14 protein-coding genes, 1 pseudogene and 1 riboswitch are annotated in these 16,328 nt (G+C 36.2%); of the genes and pseudogenes, 13 read left to right on the top strand and 2 right to left on the bottom strand.

Annotation, left to right across the window (positions count from 1 at the left end; translation table 11 throughout):
* The first annotated feature begins 294 nt into the window (after positions 1–294).
* Positions 295–404, top strand: a riboswitch (TPP riboswitch).
* 299 nt (positions 405–703) lie between these two features.
* The 10 genes and pseudogenes from thiM to ACTJJ9_RS01100 all read left to right on the top strand — a co-directional run bounded on the left by thiM (position 704) and on the right by ACTJJ9_RS01100 (position 10,676).
* The gene (gene thiM, locus ACTJJ9_RS01145) at positions 704–1,510 is read left to right on the top strand and encodes a hydroxyethylthiazole kinase (protein WP_145584436.1); all 807 of its coding nucleotides are present in this window, start codon (positions 704–706) and stop codon (positions 1,508–1,510) included.
* A 25-nt stretch (positions 1,511–1,535) separates the two neighbouring features.
* Positions 1,536–2,342, top strand: coding sequence for a bifunctional hydroxymethylpyrimidine kinase/phosphomethylpyrimidine kinase (gene thiD / locus ACTJJ9_RS01140; protein ID WP_145584435.1), 807 nt, complete (start codon positions 1,536–1,538; stop codon positions 2,340–2,342).
* A gap of 1 nt (position 2,343) precedes the next feature.
* Positions 2,344–3,006 (top strand): thiamine phosphate synthase, encoded by a 663-nt coding sequence (thiE, locus tag ACTJJ9_RS01135; RefSeq protein ID WP_145584433.1) that lies wholly within the window; start codon positions 2,344–2,346, stop codon positions 3,004–3,006.
* 682 nt (positions 3,007–3,688) lie between these two features.
* The gene (locus tag ACTJJ9_RS01130; RefSeq protein WP_255452007.1) at positions 3,689–5,026 is read left to right on the top strand and encodes a multi antimicrobial extrusion protein MatE; all 1,338 of its coding nucleotides are present in this window, start codon (positions 3,689–3,691) and stop codon (positions 5,024–5,026) included.
* Between the two features lie 212 nt (positions 5,027–5,238).
* Positions 5,239–7,998: an EAL domain-containing protein gene (locus ACTJJ9_RS01125; protein WP_186324295.1), complete on the top strand. Its 2,760-nt coding sequence runs from the start codon at positions 5,239–5,241 to the stop codon at positions 7,996–7,998.
* Positions 7,999–8,209: 211 nt separating this feature from the next.
* Entirely contained in the window at positions 8,210–8,554 is a 345-nt protein-coding gene (locus tag ACTJJ9_RS01120; protein WP_145584429.1) for a helix-turn-helix domain-containing protein, read from the top strand.
* 15 nt (positions 8,555–8,569) lie between these two features.
* Positions 8,570–9,019, top strand: coding sequence for a hypothetical protein (locus ACTJJ9_RS01115; RefSeq protein ID WP_145584427.1), 450 nt, complete (start codon positions 8,570–8,572; stop codon positions 9,017–9,019).
* Between the two features lie 197 nt (positions 9,020–9,216).
* Positions 9,217–9,660, top strand: a complete 444-nt coding sequence (locus tag ACTJJ9_RS01110) for a hypothetical protein (protein ID WP_095302137.1) — start codon at positions 9,217–9,219, stop codon at positions 9,658–9,660.
* Between the two features lie 113 nt (positions 9,661–9,773).
* A pseudogene (locus tag ACTJJ9_RS01105) lies at positions 9,774–10,038 on the top strand (hypothetical protein).
* Positions 10,039–10,124: 86 nt separating this feature from the next.
* Positions 10,125–10,676, top strand: a complete 552-nt coding sequence (locus ACTJJ9_RS01100; RefSeq protein WP_145584425.1) for an SUKH-4 family immunity protein — start codon at positions 10,125–10,127, stop codon at positions 10,674–10,676.
* A gap of 224 nt (positions 10,677–10,900) precedes the next feature.
* On the opposite strand, the gene ACTJJ9_RS01095 is transcribed toward ACTJJ9_RS01100, so the two are convergent.
* The gene (locus ACTJJ9_RS01095; RefSeq protein ID WP_170944440.1) at positions 10,901–11,053 is read right to left on the bottom strand and encodes a hypothetical protein; all 153 of its coding nucleotides are present in this window, start codon (positions 11,051–11,053) and stop codon (positions 10,901–10,903) included.
* 197 nt (positions 11,054–11,250) lie between these two features.
* Between ACTJJ9_RS01095 and ACTJJ9_RS01090 the strand changes: the two genes are divergently transcribed.
* The 3 genes from ACTJJ9_RS01090 to ACTJJ9_RS01080 all read left to right on the top strand — a co-directional run bounded on the left by ACTJJ9_RS01090 (position 11,251) and on the right by ACTJJ9_RS01080 (position 15,351).
* The gene (locus ACTJJ9_RS01090) at positions 11,251–12,198 is read left to right on the top strand and encodes an aldo/keto reductase family protein (protein WP_145584423.1); all 948 of its coding nucleotides are present in this window, start codon (positions 11,251–11,253) and stop codon (positions 12,196–12,198) included.
* Between the two features lie 149 nt (positions 12,199–12,347).
* Positions 12,348–13,628 carry an MFS transporter gene (locus tag ACTJJ9_RS01085; RefSeq protein ID WP_440768356.1) on the top strand — a complete coding sequence of 427 codons (1,281 nt, stop codon included), beginning with the start codon at positions 12,348–12,350 and terminating at the stop codon, positions 13,626–13,628.
* Between the two features lie 250 nt (positions 13,629–13,878).
* Positions 13,879–15,351 (top strand): protein adenylyltransferase SelO, encoded by a 1,473-nt coding sequence (locus tag ACTJJ9_RS01080; RefSeq protein ID WP_145584419.1) that lies wholly within the window; start codon positions 13,879–13,881, stop codon positions 15,349–15,351.
* 65 nt (positions 15,352–15,416) lie between these two features.
* Here the strand turns inward: ACTJJ9_RS01080 and ACTJJ9_RS01075 are convergent, their stop codons facing one another.
* The gene (locus ACTJJ9_RS01075; RefSeq protein ID WP_255452006.1) at positions 15,417–16,160 is read right to left on the bottom strand and encodes a YqcI/YcgG family protein; all 744 of its coding nucleotides are present in this window, start codon (positions 16,158–16,160) and stop codon (positions 15,417–15,419) included.
* Positions 16,161–16,328: the final 168 nt, after the last annotated feature.

The raw sequence follows: 16,328 nt of genomic DNA, 5'->3' as shown, positions 1-16,328 counted from the left end.
GTAAAGAAAAAGAAAAGAAAGTAAGTAAGTTGAAGGCCTTTTAGGTCTGGCCAGTAGAAGTAGTACACGTGGGGAACCGTTCAGAAGCCCTTTAGGGTTTGGTCAGTAACAAAGGCTTTCAGCCGCAGAGAAAACCACCCGTTATCACGGGTGGTTTTTATTAAATATAATGATTAAAGCCTTTAAAACACTCTAAAATACGGGATATTTTAAACTCTCAAGCTGCTTTGGGATGTTTTTTACAAGATTTTATGCTTGTATTTTTTTATTTAATTAAGTAAACTAAAATCAATTTCATATTCATTCGGGTGCTGGTGGATACCGGCTGAGATTGTAACTATTCCGTTACTGACCGTGATAACCTGTTGGATAATGCCAGCGTAGGGAATGTGTTTAGTTAACTATGAGCACTTTGCGTACCAGCAGGGTGCTCTTTTTGTATACATAAGCTTTTTTTCTGTGCTGGTAAAAGTAATTTAGTAGTTTCTTAGGACTCGATTGTCAAATTGATGCAAGCCTTGTACTTACGAAAACGTTAAGGAAAAGATGATTACGCTAATTTAAAAATAAGGAGATTTACTTCCCGATTAATATTGCAAGAAAAGTTTTGAAAGTCTCAAATTGGCGTCAGTAGATGATGACACAAGGATAGCAGCTAGTAAGTAAGTCAAGCTTTGAAACGTAGAATTTTAAGGAGGACATGATGGATACGTTACAGATTATCAATACGTTGGAAAAAGTAAAACAACAAAACCCACTTGTACACAATATTACGAATGTTGTTGTAACAAATTTCACAGCAAATGGTCTTTTAGCATTAGGAGCATCACCGGTGATGGCATATGCAAAAGAAGAGGTTGCAGATATGGCTAAGATTTCGGGTGCACTTGTATTAAATATTGGGACACTTACTTCTGATGAAATTGATGCAATGATCATTGCTGGAAAATCAGCAAATGAGCATGGTGTACCTGTCATTTTTGATCCTGTTGGGGCAGGAGCGACTCCATACCGTACGGAAACCTCTAGGAAAATAATCGATGAGCTATCAATTTCAATTTTAAGAGGTAACTCGGCCGAGATCGCCAATGTCATTGGTGAGGCACAGACAATTAAAGGCGTTGATGCAGGGAAAGAAGCAGGTAATACTGTTGAGCTTGCGCAAAAGGCAGCCAAAATGCTTAAGACGACTGTCATCATTACTGGAAAAGATGATGTCATTACAGATGGTGAAACAACTTATGTCGTGCATAACGGCCATCCAATTTTGACAAAAGTAACCGGATCAGGTTGTTTACTAAGCTCAATTATTGGGGCATTTACTGCTGTAGAAAAGAACGTTTTGCTAGCATCTATTTCAGCACTTTCAATCTATGGGATAGCAGCAGAAATAGCAGCAAGCAATAAAGCAAGTGAAGGACCAGGTAGCTTTCAAATCGAGCTTTTAAATCGTTTAGCAAATATTTCAGCGGAAGAAATTCAAGGTCATATTAAAATCGAAAAACTGTAAAAGGCATGTAAGGAGTGGAGATACAATGATAGGCAGAGCATTAACAATAGCAGGTTCAGACAGCGGTGGTGGTGCGGGCATTCAAGCTGATATTAAAACCTTCCAGGAACTAGGCGTTTTCGGTATGTCTGCTATTACAGCTATTACAGCGCAGAACACACTTGGGGTTCATGGCGTGTACCCGCTGTCAACTGAGGCAATTGTCGAACAAATCGAAGCAATTGGTACGGATTTAGGGGTGGATGCGATAAAAACCGGTATGCTGTTTAGCGCAGATATCATTCAGGCTGTTTCTGAGTGCATCATTAAATTCAAATGGGAAAATATTATTGTTGATCCTGTAATGATTGCAAAGGGTGGAGCGTCATTACTACAAGATGAAGCGGTTCAAGCACTGAAAGAATATTTATTACCTCTAGCTATGGTTGTGACACCAAATATCTCTGAAGCAGAAGTGTTAACGGATATGAGTATTCATTCGATTGATGATCGGGTAGAAGCAGCTAAAAGATTGCATCAGCTTGGAGCAAAGCATGTCGTCTTGAAAGGTGGACATGGTAATGAGGAAGAATTAGTTGATATCTTATATGATGGAGTAAATGTTAGCTTTTTTAAAGGACAACGAAAAAGCACGAAAAATACCCATGGGACAGGCTGCACATTTGCCGCAGCAATAACAGCAGAAATGGCAAAAGGACAATCAGTTAAACATGCTGTTCAAACAGCAAAAAGCTTTATCCAGGCAGCAATTGAAGATGATTTGAAATTAGGTAATGGACACGGGCCGACAAATCATTGGGCATATCAAAGAAGACAAAGAGGGGGCAATTGAATTGCCAAGAATTTCAAAAGAACAAATGCAAAGCTTACTAAAACTATATTTCATTATGGGGAGCAATAATTGCCGTATTGAACCTGAACTTGTCCTTCAACAAGCGATTGAAGGTGGAATATCTATTTTTCAGTTTAGGGAAAAGGGAACAGATTCAATGGCGGGAGAAGAAAAATATCAATTTGCAAAGCAATTACAATCCATTTGTATTAGTCAGAAGATCCCATTTATCGTTAATGATGATATTGAATTAGCTTTAGCCCTTGATGCTGACGGAGTTCATATTGGACAAGACGATGGTTCTGTAAAGGAAGTTAGAAAAAGAATTGGTGATAAGATTCTCGGTGTTTCAACTCACAATCTAGAGGAGGTTCATTCTGCGATTGCGGATGGAGCGGATTACTTAGGAATCGGACCAATTTACACGACAACGACTAAGGAAGATGCTAAGAAAGCTCAAGGAACAACTCTCATTAAAGAAATACGACGTATAGGCATCGAGATTCCAATTGTCGGGATTGGCGGAATAACTTCAGAAAATGCAGCTCCAATAATAAAAAATGGCGGAAATGGTGTAGCTGTTATCTCAGAAATAAGCTTAGCGGATCATCCATTGGAAAATACTCGAAGATTATTAAATACAATAAATGATTCTTTCATTTAGAATAACTTTTTATAAGAGGGTTGGACATAACGAAAATATTTCTAATGAAAACCGAACATTGCTTATTGCAAAAAACTATAAAGAAAAGACTCTTTACGAAGAGGTCGGTTTTTTGTGCAAACTTTATTAAGGTTGATTGGAGCGTAAGTGCGAGACTCCTGCGGGATGCGTGGGAGAGGTGAGACCCCGCAGGTTTACACCGAGGAGGCTCACCACCCACCCCGCGGAAAGCGAGTACTGTAGCGGAAATCAACCAGAACAACCACTTGTAAAAAAACAATGTATACAAATATTACCACTTACAAAAAAGACACGAAGTTTAAAGCAGAATTCCAAATTATAGTTCGGATTTTCCTTATGTTAAAAATCTTTTGTCCCAACCTCTTTTTCTATAAAATCGATACCTTTTAAAACTTAAGCTTTTTTATCCCCTGTGCGAAATTTCTTCCCTACTGACCAACGATTCTCTATATTCAATTCTTTAATTATGTCATTTTAAATCGATAAAGAAATATGATCTATATGAGCAATAGCCCAAAAGCACACATGCATTCCTTAAACTAGGATTTAGTGGAGTTATATGCAAAATGATATACCTTCATTTGGAAACGAGTTATAATAAGTATCAACTTACATTGCAAATGAAAAAGCTTTTTTACTAAACAAAAGGTGATGGGGAGAAATGAATAAATCAGAGGGATTGGATACGAAAACATTGTTGTTTTTCTTTATTCCATTAGGATGCTCGGCAAGTCTTGTTACATTATCTCATATTATTATTAACAGTACTCTAGTTCGGGCGGACAATTCCGAATTTATTATCGCTTGCTATGCGATTGCGATGAGCTTGTTTGGAATTACAGAACGACTTGGGGTGTTGCTTCGTCAAACATGTTCTTCCTTAGTAAGGGATACATATTCATTTAAGCTAATGTCGAGGTTTACGTTTTACATTATCGTTAGTTTAACACTTGTTGCATGCGCTGTTGCGTTTACACCTGTTGGAGATTTCATTTTTGCAACCGTTTACGGGGCGAATGACAGAATGGTTGAGTATATTAAAAATATTTATCAGGTGCTCATTTTTGTGACGATTTTTTCTGCGCTCCGCTGCTTGAACCAGGGGATCATCATTTATAATCGGCAAACGAAGTGGTTAACGATAGGCATGGGGATTAGGCTTGCAGCGATGTATTTATTATCGTTATTATTTATTTATACAGGACATGTTACAGGGAAAACAGGAGCGATTATTTTTCTCGTTGGGATGATAATTGAGTGTCTTGTTAGCTATATTGAAGGTCGTTCCTTAGTTCGGAAGATGCCTGAAACACATGAGGAGCAAATCCCATCGAAACGAACAATCTTTAAATTTTATAGTCCACTTATGCTCTCATCCGTTATTATCGTCATGATTGGTCCAGCAATCAATGTGTTTTTAGGAAAAACGGCTGATATCGAGCTAGCTATTGCAAGCTATGCGCTTGCTTTAAGTGTCGCACAACTGTTTTTAAGCTTTTTCTCCTACATGCACCAAATTGTGATTAATTTTTATGATGACCATGAATCAGAGGTTAAAAAATTTTCATTTATAATCGGATTTATACCCTTCATTCTTCTTACATTATTTTGCTTTACACCATTCGGCTCGTTCTTCCTAGAGCATGTCATGGGAGTTGGCGGAAGATTATTAGATGCTAGTTTACAAGTATTAAAGCTATTCATTCTAATGGCTCTAATTTTCCCATTTGTCGATTACTTTAATGGGTTACTTATGATTCATAAGCAAACAAAGGTAACAATTTTTTCACAGTCTGCAAATCTAATCATGACCTTGATCGTATTAGTTATTGCGGTTAAATTTGCGTCACATTGGAATGGGATGATCGGTGCCTTAGCTCAATCAATGGGAATATTAGCTGAGCTAATCGTTGTTAGCAGTATCGTTCATGTTAAAGAGCGTGGGAAAATGCCGTTCCTTCGTATCAAGGGGTTAGGACGTGTGGGTGGCAATCGGTAAAGATTTTGTATGAGAATAGATGCTTTGCTTCTTCTTGGGAGCAGGGCATTTTTTGTATGATTGAAGAAAAGGGACATTGTACTAGTTGCTATGGAATGTCATTTTTATGTAATTAAATTCAAAGTTTTTCCAATTGATGTCGTTTCAGAATGATTCAATGGTATAATAAATTAAATTAGAAGAGTATGTTTTAAATGAGGGGAAATACGACCATGACTCAGTACACAGCTGCAAATCGCCAGTTTTTTCAACTATTTGAACATTTAACAGACCCAGTCATTGTAATCAACACGAGAGGGATCATCGTTTACATAAATGAAAATGCTAAAAATCTATTTTCTTTGAAAAATGAACATGCCGATGGTCGCCATGTTGATACAATACTTTTAGATTATACGTATCCCATTGATGAAGGGACGAATAAGCAAAAATGCATTGGGATCAGTGAGCAATCCCAGCTTATCAAAGTCAAAGTAACAACACAACAACTAACGATTGAAGATGTGCAATATAAGATAATGATTATAGAGGATTTACAACGTAATAAAACTGAAGAACTGAAGAATTTAAGCAAGGAATTAGCAAATATCAAACTAGCATTAGATAAATCAACAATGATTGCCATTACGGATCCGAAGGGGAACTTCAAGCTTGTAAATCAAAAGTTTTGTGACTTGTCGAAATACAATGCGGAAGAATTAATTGGCGAAAACTTTTGCATTTTAAACTCTAGTTATCATCCCAAACAATTTTTCAGAGACTTATGGAAAACGGTTCGTCAAGGTGAAACTTGGTTGGGCGAAATTCTAATTAAAGGAAAGGATGGAAGCTTGTACTGGGTAGAAACAACGATTGTTCCTTTTTTAGATGAAGGTGGAAGACCTTACCAGTATTTCAGCTTATCAACAGATATTACGAAAAGAGTAACTGTGGAAAATCAACTGCAGGAAGTAATGAAGGTTGATTTTATTGAAACAATGAAAAACCTCCAAAATGGAATATTTAAGATGAAAATGGACGGTAAAGGGAGATTCATTTATACAATGGCTGCAGGTAAGCTCTTAGATGCGATTGGAGCGGATGAAGCAACACTTTTACATCATACGCCACATGATGTTTTTCCGAAAGAAATTGCAGACTTAAAGTATCGCCATTATAAAGAAGCTTTTACAGGAAACAGAGTAAATTATGAGGTTGAATTAGAAGGTAGGCTTGTATTTGTCGATATTACCCCTATAGTGCAAGGGAATTCTGTCATTGAAATCGTTGGCACAGTTCATGATATATCTGAATTACGATCAACCCAAAGAGAGCTCAAGGTAAACCAGTTTCAATATCAATCACTTTTTCAATTTAGTCAAGATTATGTTATATCAGTTACGCCAAGTGGGGAAATCATTGATATGAATCCAAATATGTTGGAATTATATAAAAATGCATATGGCACGATCCCACGTCTCAAATTAGAACAACTAGTTGCGGATGAGGATAAAGAAATAACTGTTCATTATTTTCAAAAAGCAATTGAAGGGAACCCACAAAATTTTGATTTAAATGTTCAAACTCAGAAGGGGAAATTTGTTTTTAATGTCACGTTTCTCCCAATTATTGTGGATAAACAAATTAAAGGGGTATATTCAATTGGAAAAGATATTACAGAGCAACGGCGGGTTCAAGAAACAAACGAATATCTTGCACATCATGATGAACTAACTAAGCTCCCTAACAGAAGGTGGATTGTTAAAAAGCTTAATGATTCCTTACAACTAGCTGAAAAGTCGAACATTCAGCTCGCTGTTTTATTTATTGATTTAGATCGGTTTAAGTCGATTAATGATACGTTAGGACATTTAATTGGCGATCAGCTGCTTGAAGAAATATCATCCCGTTTACTAGACACAATCGATCGTGACAAGCAGCATCTAGCACGATTGGGTGGGGATGAATTTATGATTCTTTGCCCTGAAATTGATCATCAAGAGGAGGTTATCGTTTTAGCAAAAAATCTATTAGAAAAGCTGAGCACACCGCTTCATATTGACGAATTTGAACTGATGGTTTCGACAAGCATTGGGATTAGTTTTTATCCAACATCGGGAACCACTGCTGTAGAGTTAATGAAAAAGGCGGATATTGCTCTTTATCAAGCGAAGGAACATGGGAGAAATATGTATCAGGTTTACACAACTTCTATGGATGATAAACAATTCCAACGGTTCTTTATGGAACGAGATTTAAGAAAAGCAATAATGAATGATGAATTTATTGCACATTTCCAGCCTCGTGTCGATGCAATAACAGGGAAAACGATTGGTGCGGAAGCATTGATACGTTGGATGCACCCAACGTACGGGATGGTTTCACCTCGTGAATTTATCCCGCTTGCAGAAGAAACAGGTCTTATTATTTCATTAGGTAAATGGATGAAGCGTCAAGTTTGTGAGCAACTAGTTACGTGGAGAGCTGCAAATATTCCACTAATCCCAATAAGTGTTAATATTAGCTCACAACGATTTTTGCAAAGTGGATTTGCTCAGGATTTACGAGAATTGTTATCAGAATACAAGTTGGATGGGCATTGGATCGAGCTTGAAATAACTGAAAACTCTTTAATGAAAAATGAGGAGTATATTTATCAAACTCTTCTTGAATTAAAGGAAATGGGTGTGAAAATATATATAGATGATTTTGGGACAGGCTATTCCTCATTTCATTATTTAAAAGCATTTGAACTAGACGGAATAAAAATTGACATGTCCTTCATTCAACATATCTCTTGTCAATCTGAGAATGCTGCAATTACAGCAGCGATGATTAAAATGGCCCAGCAGTTAAATATGGATGTCATTGCCGAAGGAGTCGAAACAAAGGAAGAGCTTGCCTTTCTACTAGAGCAAAATTGTCATCATATTCAAGGTTTTTATTACGGCAGACCTTGTGCAGCTATGGAATTCGAAAAAATGTATCTATGATTTCGAGAAGAATCGTGAAAAAAATGCCCACGGTTCTTTTTTATTTATGGGGACTCTCGAGCTTGTTATGTTTTGCTGTAAATCTTTAAAAATAATTTTTTTTTTTATTTCGACGCTACTCTCCTACACCACTTCCCCTATATATAGGGTGAAAGCATCATTTTAATAGAGAAGCTTGATAAGCTATTCTGGGAGTTAAGGAGAGTACAAGATGGAGAAATTTAATTTCGAGCTATTACAATCCTATCAATCATTTCACACAATTGAAGAAATGGATCAAGCTGTCCGCGGTTTTTTGTATAAGCATAAGGAGGATTTGTCAGAAGGGACGATATCCGTTCTTACACAAATTTGGCGACATTCGGTTAAGGTAATCGGTGTTTCCTTTGCCCGAAATGATTATTTAGCAGAACAAGCAAACGTTAGTCGCCGCACTGTCATTCGCGCCTTGAACGTCTTAATGGAGAAAGGGATTATTAAAAAAATTCCAACAGCAAGAAAGACAGGTAAACAAGGGGTTAACATCCTAATCATCCAGCCATTTGTGTCAATCTAAGCATTAAAAAATACGATGTCACACCATGATGACACACCAGAAGTCACAGCTAATAAAACAGAGAATAAGCAAAGCTCACTCTGTGAGAAAAGAACGATAAAACCTTATAACGTAAAGGAACTGGAAGAGCCGACAGCTGAACAGCTTGATGTAAGCTTTTTACCAGAATCTATTCCTCATGAATTTGTAATTGCTGCAAAACCGTTTTTTAATGCGCTCGGAATTTATGAGCTATGGAAAAGAGTGCTACTCGTATATCGTAAAATGAAACTAAAGAAAGACCTAGAAGCTGTTATTGAACGCGTCATCTATGCCTTTAAGCAAACGGTATTTGCCAAAAAATGCGGAAAGATTAACTCGACTTTTGAAGGGTATTTTTACACAATTCTTTATTCAGAGCTAATCGTAGAGAAGCGGAAAGAGATGAAGGGTGCTTTTTACGATTTCTTACGTGATTGTAAATAGCTACTCGATAATTAATATTTACTGTGAAGCTTTGAGATTGATTAAATCTGTTGTTTAAAATAAAACATAGTACAATAGGTATTGCATTCAGTCAAATTCTATAAGAAATTCAGAGTTAACTATCTAGTGTAGAGCTATTATTTCAATTATAGTCATTCACGGTATATATTTTTAATTAGGACAGGAGTCGTTAAATAGTGAGATTAGTTAATACTTATCTCTCGGAACTTGAAATAAAGAAACAAGATATTGAAGTGATTCGTAATCTATTTAAGAAACATTATACAGAACAAATAGAAGTAAATCGCTATAAATATGAGGATCGTAAACATTATGAAACTGATATTGATATAATTGACGTAGAATTTCTCAAGGAAAATATATATAAAGAAATAGATAAGTTGATAAAAATTCATGAAAAAGTTATACAGTCAATTGGTCAAAGTGTAGAAATAATTGTTGCTAATGATGATACAGATACGGAAATCCAAGTATTTGAAAAAAATTGTAATGATGTATCAGGATTTGGATTGTTTATTACTTCGAGAAAAATCCAAGAACTTAAACCCTACTATACTTCTGATATTTGCAACGCATATTTGAATTTTGAAAATGTTAGTTTTGGTGTTATGTTCGAATAGTGGTAATGTGACGTACTAACGGTTGATATATTTGTCCAAGGAAGAAATAATCATGAAGTGTAGAGATAGGGTTGAAAGAATTGGATTAACTATTTGAGGATTCTTTTAATGAATTGCAAGCAGATATCGTTTCAATATGCTTAAAGTATGTATATGAAAGAGCTAATAAAATATTTATTTATTGTTCATATGAAGAAGGTCTTATATCCAATAACTTTTTTTATAATATTAATGATAGGATTGTAGAGAGACATATGATGATTAAACAAACTTACTGCAGAATACAAATATGAACTTGTACATACAAACGATTCTAATAAAACTGCAAGCTCTATTGCTAGAGATTGGTTTGAACAAATCAATAGTGGAGATAAATAACATAAAACGAGTTTGATTACTTTATAGATTGATTTAATCATTTGTCAATATTATTTAGAACCTTTTATAAATTGAGGTGTTGAAGGATGATACAACCAGAGGAATTTAATAAAAAATGGGATGTCTCCAAAGATGGTCCACTTATTAAGTTTAATGACGAAGACTTAATCAATTTAAATGTCTCCGATGAAGTGAAAAGATTTTTGGCAATAGGAGGCCTACCTGAGAGCTCTCCACCGTATTTAGAGTTTTCTTCCTCACAATCGATAGGAAGACCTATTTCAAATGTGTTAAACATGCAGGGAGTATTTAGAAAGTACTTGTTTTTAGGATCAACTAGTTACGGGGATCCGATCTGTATAATTGAGCAGGAAGAAAAGATAGTATTTCTTAACAGCAGTAATAATTATGAAGAAGTATTTATTAATTCTTCGTTAAATCAATTTGCAGAATGTTTATTACTATTTTCCAAAATGATTGACAAGGCAATAGAAGTGAATGGTGAGGATGCCTTGATTGATAATGATATACCTGAATCAGCAATTAATTGGTTAACAAAAGAATTCAATAGAATTGATCCTAAATGTTTAGAAAATGACAGTTTTTGGGTTGTTGAAATCGAGAATTTAACGAATTAACTTGTCGTTTGGTATTTTAAATAGGAAGTATGCAGAGAATGAGAGTTAATTGAAAAATGAAAGCTTTAAAAGATTAATAGGATAAATTATCATAAAAATTAGAACCTTGATTGGCTAAATGCATTTCAAGGTTTCGTTTTATGTATATAGCTATTATGACGAGTAAAGATGTACCCTGCATTCAAATACATGATGAAATGGGAAATCAAAAGACCATTTACATTCTACCTATCCTTTGGTTGGTAACCTACATTTCCTCCTAAATCAACAATTTCTACATCCTCCAGCTGACTTGGATCATCCGTTTGATGCAATCTCTCATAAGCATCATTTGTTACATAAAGTATTTGATTCTTTAGATGTTCATCTTTTTTCATCAAGGCACCTCCTTATTGTAATCGTTGTTATAATCTTGTCTTTGACCTTTTTACATATTTTTATACACCCATTTATAAGAATCCACATGTTTTACTCTCAAGCATATAGAGGGAAAAATATTCCTGATGATGGTAAAATAAATGTGGTTTGATAATGTCATTCCTAAAAATACATAAATAGGGAAGGTGCTCACAACATGCAATATCGTCGCTTAGGGAATACCGGTTTGAAGGTTAGTGAAATTAGTTTAGGTAGCTGGCTAACGTATGGTGGGTATGTCGAGGAGCAAAAAGCTATGTCATCGATTGATAAGGCATATGAGCTAGGGATTAATTTTTTCGACACTGCCAATGTGTATATGCGAGGGGAAGCAGAGAAGGTTGTTGGGAAGGCGCTTAGCAAATATGATCGCAGCTCCTATGTATTAGCTACAAAGGTATTTGGAAAAATGGGCGATGGTCCGAATGATGAAGGCCTTTCTCGGAAACATATAATGGAACAATGTCATGCAAGCTTAAAAAGACTTGGGACAGATTATATTGATATTTATTATTGTCACCGCTATCATAAAGAAACACCACTTGAGGAAACATTGCGAGCACTAGACGATCTTGTTAGACAAGGAAAGGTTCTTTACGTTGGTGTCAGTGAATGGACACCAGAACAAATTACAGAAGCAGTTCATCTTGCGGATAAAAAACTATTGGATCGCATTGTGGTCAACCAGCCAAACTATAGTATGCTCCAACGGTATATAGAAAAGGAAATGATTCCTGTCAGTGAAAAACACGGTATAGGTCAGGTCGTTTTCTCTCCATTAGCCCAAGGAGTTTTAACAGGTAAATATAAAAAAGGAGAGGCAGCTCCTGAGGGAAGCCGTGCTGCTCAAGAAAATTTAGGCGATCTTTACGGAGTATTAAATGATAAAAATCTAGATAAAGTTGAAAATCTTAAACAGATTGCTGAAAAGGAAAGCCTCACGCTTTCACAGCTGGCTATTGCTTGGATCCTAAGAAAGCCAAATGTTGCTAGTGCACTTGTTGGCGCTAGTCGACCTGAACAGCTTGAGGAAAATGTCAAAGCATCTGGGGTAAAACTAAGTGAAGATACATTGCAGCAAATTGAAGAAATTTTAGCTGATTAATCTTTCTAAAAGTTTCATAGATGAAAGCAGAAGATCAATTTACTCTCGATCTTCTGCTTTTTTATACGAATCTATGCAAAAAAAAATCCATGAACAGATATTTAGCGTATAATATAGATCGGAATCTTAACTAACAGGAGTATAGACAGATGGATAAAAAAAACAGCAAGTATCGTTGGATCGTTTTTGCTAGTGTATTATTGACCTATTTTATGATTGTCAGTCAACGAACTGCACCAGGATTAATTACAGACCAATTAATGAAAGATTTTCAAGTAACAGCATCAACAATTGGTTTGCTAACAAGTATTCAATTTTTTGCTTATGCAGGCTTACAAGTTCCAGTAGGAATTTTATCTGATCGGTTCGGTCCTAATGTGTTTCTAATTATTGGGACTTTTCTTACTGGTATCGGTACATTGCTTTATAGTATTGCCCCAAATGAGACGGTGCTTCTTTTAGCAAGATTAATTGTCGGAACAGGGGATGCAACAATTTGGGTTAACCTTGTGTTAATTTTAAGCCAATGGTTTAAAGGAAATGAGTTTGTCAAATTACTTGGTATGGCAGGTATGACAGGAAGTCTAGGATTTTTAATGGCGACCGTCCCATTTTCTATGTGGATTGCCTGGACAGGGTGGAGGCCACCATTTTTTACGACAGGAATTGTCCTTTGCTTATGTGGAATCCTTCTTTATTTTGTCCTAGTAAAAAATCCGCGTAAAATGGAAAAATTACATCAGCCAGCAAATTCACAGGCAGCAAAGCCAATTCAAAAACGAGAAAAAACAGGTGTTATTTTAAAAAGGGTTTTCTCTAATCGTCAAGCATGGGCAACCTTTTTATGTCACTATGGAACAGTAGGAACATACGTTGGATTTATCGGATCCTGGGCAGTTCCTTATGGAATGCATGTGTTTGATATGACACGCTCTGGAGCAAGTCAATTTGTTATGATCGGATTGTTCGGTGCTATGATTGGTGCACCTTTAACAAGCTGGATTTCAAGTCGTTTAGGAACAATTAAAAAGCCCTATATTTTTGTCCATATTATCGTTTTCTTAAGCTGGTCAGCATTTTTACTCTTTAACGGGAAGCCACCGTATTTTATGCTAATTGCTCTATACTTTTTAATTGGCTATGGAAATGGTGCGAGTGCCTTAACATTTGCCGTTGTCCGCAAATCGTTTGATGTGAAAGAGGTTGGTGTAGTCTCAGGCTTTGCAAATATGGGTGGATTTATTAGTGCTGTTTTATTACCTAGTGCATTTGGAAAAGTATTAGATCATTTTCACGGTGCAGAAGCGAGTGTAGGGTATTTTTATGGCTTTATTATTCCTGCCCTTTTTGCCTTGATGGGCTTAATCGGTGGTTTATTAATTAAAGAAAAATCTAGTGAAGTTACTCATAGCAAGGAGATAACAGCCTAGATATCTAATTTTAAAAATTGGTAATGGATTTTAAAGGTCCATTACTTTTTTTATGTAAAAGATATTCTTTTTCATATCAAGAACTTATACTGCAATCAAGAAATAGGTAAAGGAATTTTTTTCATGGTATGATAAAGAAAAAGATATCCATTTCATTTTTATCATGACTAAATAGAATAACAAATCATTTGTAGCGGACAATAAAAAGAGTTTGGCAAAAAAATTTTTTATGAGATATAAGGAGAACATAATGACTAAGGAAGATAACGTCGAAATTGGATGGAATTTTGATAATAGTTATACGAGTTTACCACATACATTTTTTAAATTACAACTACCTACTGAAGTACGCTCCCCAAAAATGGTCATTGTGAACAGCCGTTTAGCAGAAACACTTGGCTTAAAAGAGCAGGGGCTTCAATGTAAAGCAGGTGTAGAACAGCTTGCTGGAAATGAAATACCAGAAGGGGCATCTCCGCTTGCTCAGGCATATGCTGGACATCAATTTGGTCATTTTAATATGCTTGGGGATGGACGTGCCATATTACTTGGTGAGCATCTAACACCTAAAGGAGAGCGTGTCGATATTCAATTAAAAGGACCAGGAAGAACACCGTTTTCCCGTGGAGGAGATGGACGTGCAGCACTTGCACCAATGCTTCGTGAATATATTATGAGTGAAGCGATGCACGCACTTGGAATCCCGACGACGAGAAGTTTAGCAGTCATTGCAACAGGGGAAGAGGTTATTCGTGAAACGATTTTACCTGGAGCAATTCTTACTCGTGTCTCAGCTAGCCATATACGAGTCGGTACCTTTCAATATGGTGCACAGTGGGGGACAAAGGAAGAGCTTCGGCAATTGGCTGATTATACGATTGAACGTCATTATCCGGACATTATAAACGATCATGATCGCTATCTTTCATTCCTAAAGGAGGTAATCAAGCGTCAAGCAAAGCTAATTTCGCAATGGCAGCTAGTTGGTTTTATTCATGGTGTTATGAATACTGACAATATGACAATAAGTGGTGAAACAATTGATTATGGGCCATGTGCCTTTATGGACACATATGATCCAGCAACAGTCTTTAGCTCAATTGATACGCAAGGACGCTATGCTTATGGAAATCAGCCTTATATAGGAGGCTGGAATCTTGCAAGGTTTGCAGAAACATTATTGCCATTCCTTCATGATGATGAAGAAGAAGCGGTGAAAATGGCTCAAGCTGAAATTTCTCAGTTCACTGAACTGTTTTATCAGTATTGGAACCAAGGAATGAGAGAAAAGCTCGGTCTCTTTAACGAAGAAGCAGAGGATGAATCGCTCATTGAGGAGCTATTAAATCTTATGCAGAAATATAAAGCAGATTATACGAATACATTCCGCTCCTTAACGATAAATGAGCTTTCAAATACAGACTTGTTTAAAAGTGAAGAATTTAACAATTGGCAGGAAAAATGGCAGGCAAGACGTTTGCGACAGGAGCAAACAATTGAAGCATCTCATCAGCTAATGAAAAAATCAAATCCTTCGGTTATCCCAAGGAATCATCGGGTTGAGGAAGCGCTGAAGGCTGCTGAAGAAGAGAAGGATTTTACCGTCATGGAGAAGCTACTTGATGTGCTTTCTTCACCTTTTTCTTATTCAACCAGTCATGTGGAATATACAAAATTACCAGAGCCGACAACAATCCCATATCGCACCTATTGCGGAACATAATTGGAATGAAGGTTTTACGAAACACTTGACCATCAAAATGACGTTAATGTTAAAATTTTTGATGGTCATTCTTCTTTATCTTCTTTTTTCCACATATGAAACGGGCATTTAGAAAGTTCGCTATCATCATCATGTAAAAAATATTGCTTCCATTCGAAATTGTCGGCATTTCCATATTGATTTAAGCTATGATGGATCCCGGTTGAATCGTATTTTTCAAGTCTTTTACGTATATGCTTTCTAATTTTATGTGCATATGTCCCTGAATGTTCAAATGTTGTAAGCACCCATCTAGGAGTAATAGCTAACATATAGTCATCAAACTGCCTGCTTTTTCTACGGTAATGTGCTGGTGTTGCGCAGTATATAAAATATTGCTCACCATGAAAACAAAACTCCCATAGTGGTTCATGAGGGGTAACAGGAATATGCGTAGGCCAGGTTTTCTTGTCTAGCTTCGTTAAACCATTTAGGTGATTCCAAAATAATTGCTCATATTGCTCGACTGAGTACATTTCTTTTATTTCTTTCGGTGTTTGAAAAAATACAATCAATGATGTAAATTCCCCAAATTCCTTTGATGTCCTCGTGTATTCAGTTAGTAACGCTGCAAGCTCCTCAACTGAAGATTCGCTTCTTGGATCACCTAAAAATCCGTAACGAAAATGGTTCAATCTGTGTCCTTGTGTAGCTGGGATACATGGAAACAGCTCTTGTTTATTCATCATTTTCAAAGTGAATTTACTTAAAACAGATTTTTCCCAATTGCCTAAACCGTCCAACGAATCAGATGTGTATAAACGATTCAATTGAATCACCTCCTCAAGGCTCATACAGTATACGGCAGAGCACTTTACGAGGTGAATGTCCAGCATTTCAACTTTTGTAGATGGGGATTGTTAACATAGATCTAATAAGCATATTAATTAAAAAAGCACCCAAAAAAATTGGGGTGCTGTGATAGTATTGAAAATCTC

This window comes from Metabacillus sp. 22489 (genome assembly GCF_052044855.1).
Taxonomy (GTDB): Bacteria; Bacillota; Bacilli; order Bacillales; family Bacillaceae; genus Metabacillus; species Metabacillus niabensis.
The sequence above is the reverse complement of the archived record's forward strand: the minus strand, read 5'-3'. Positions and strand labels throughout refer to the sequence as shown.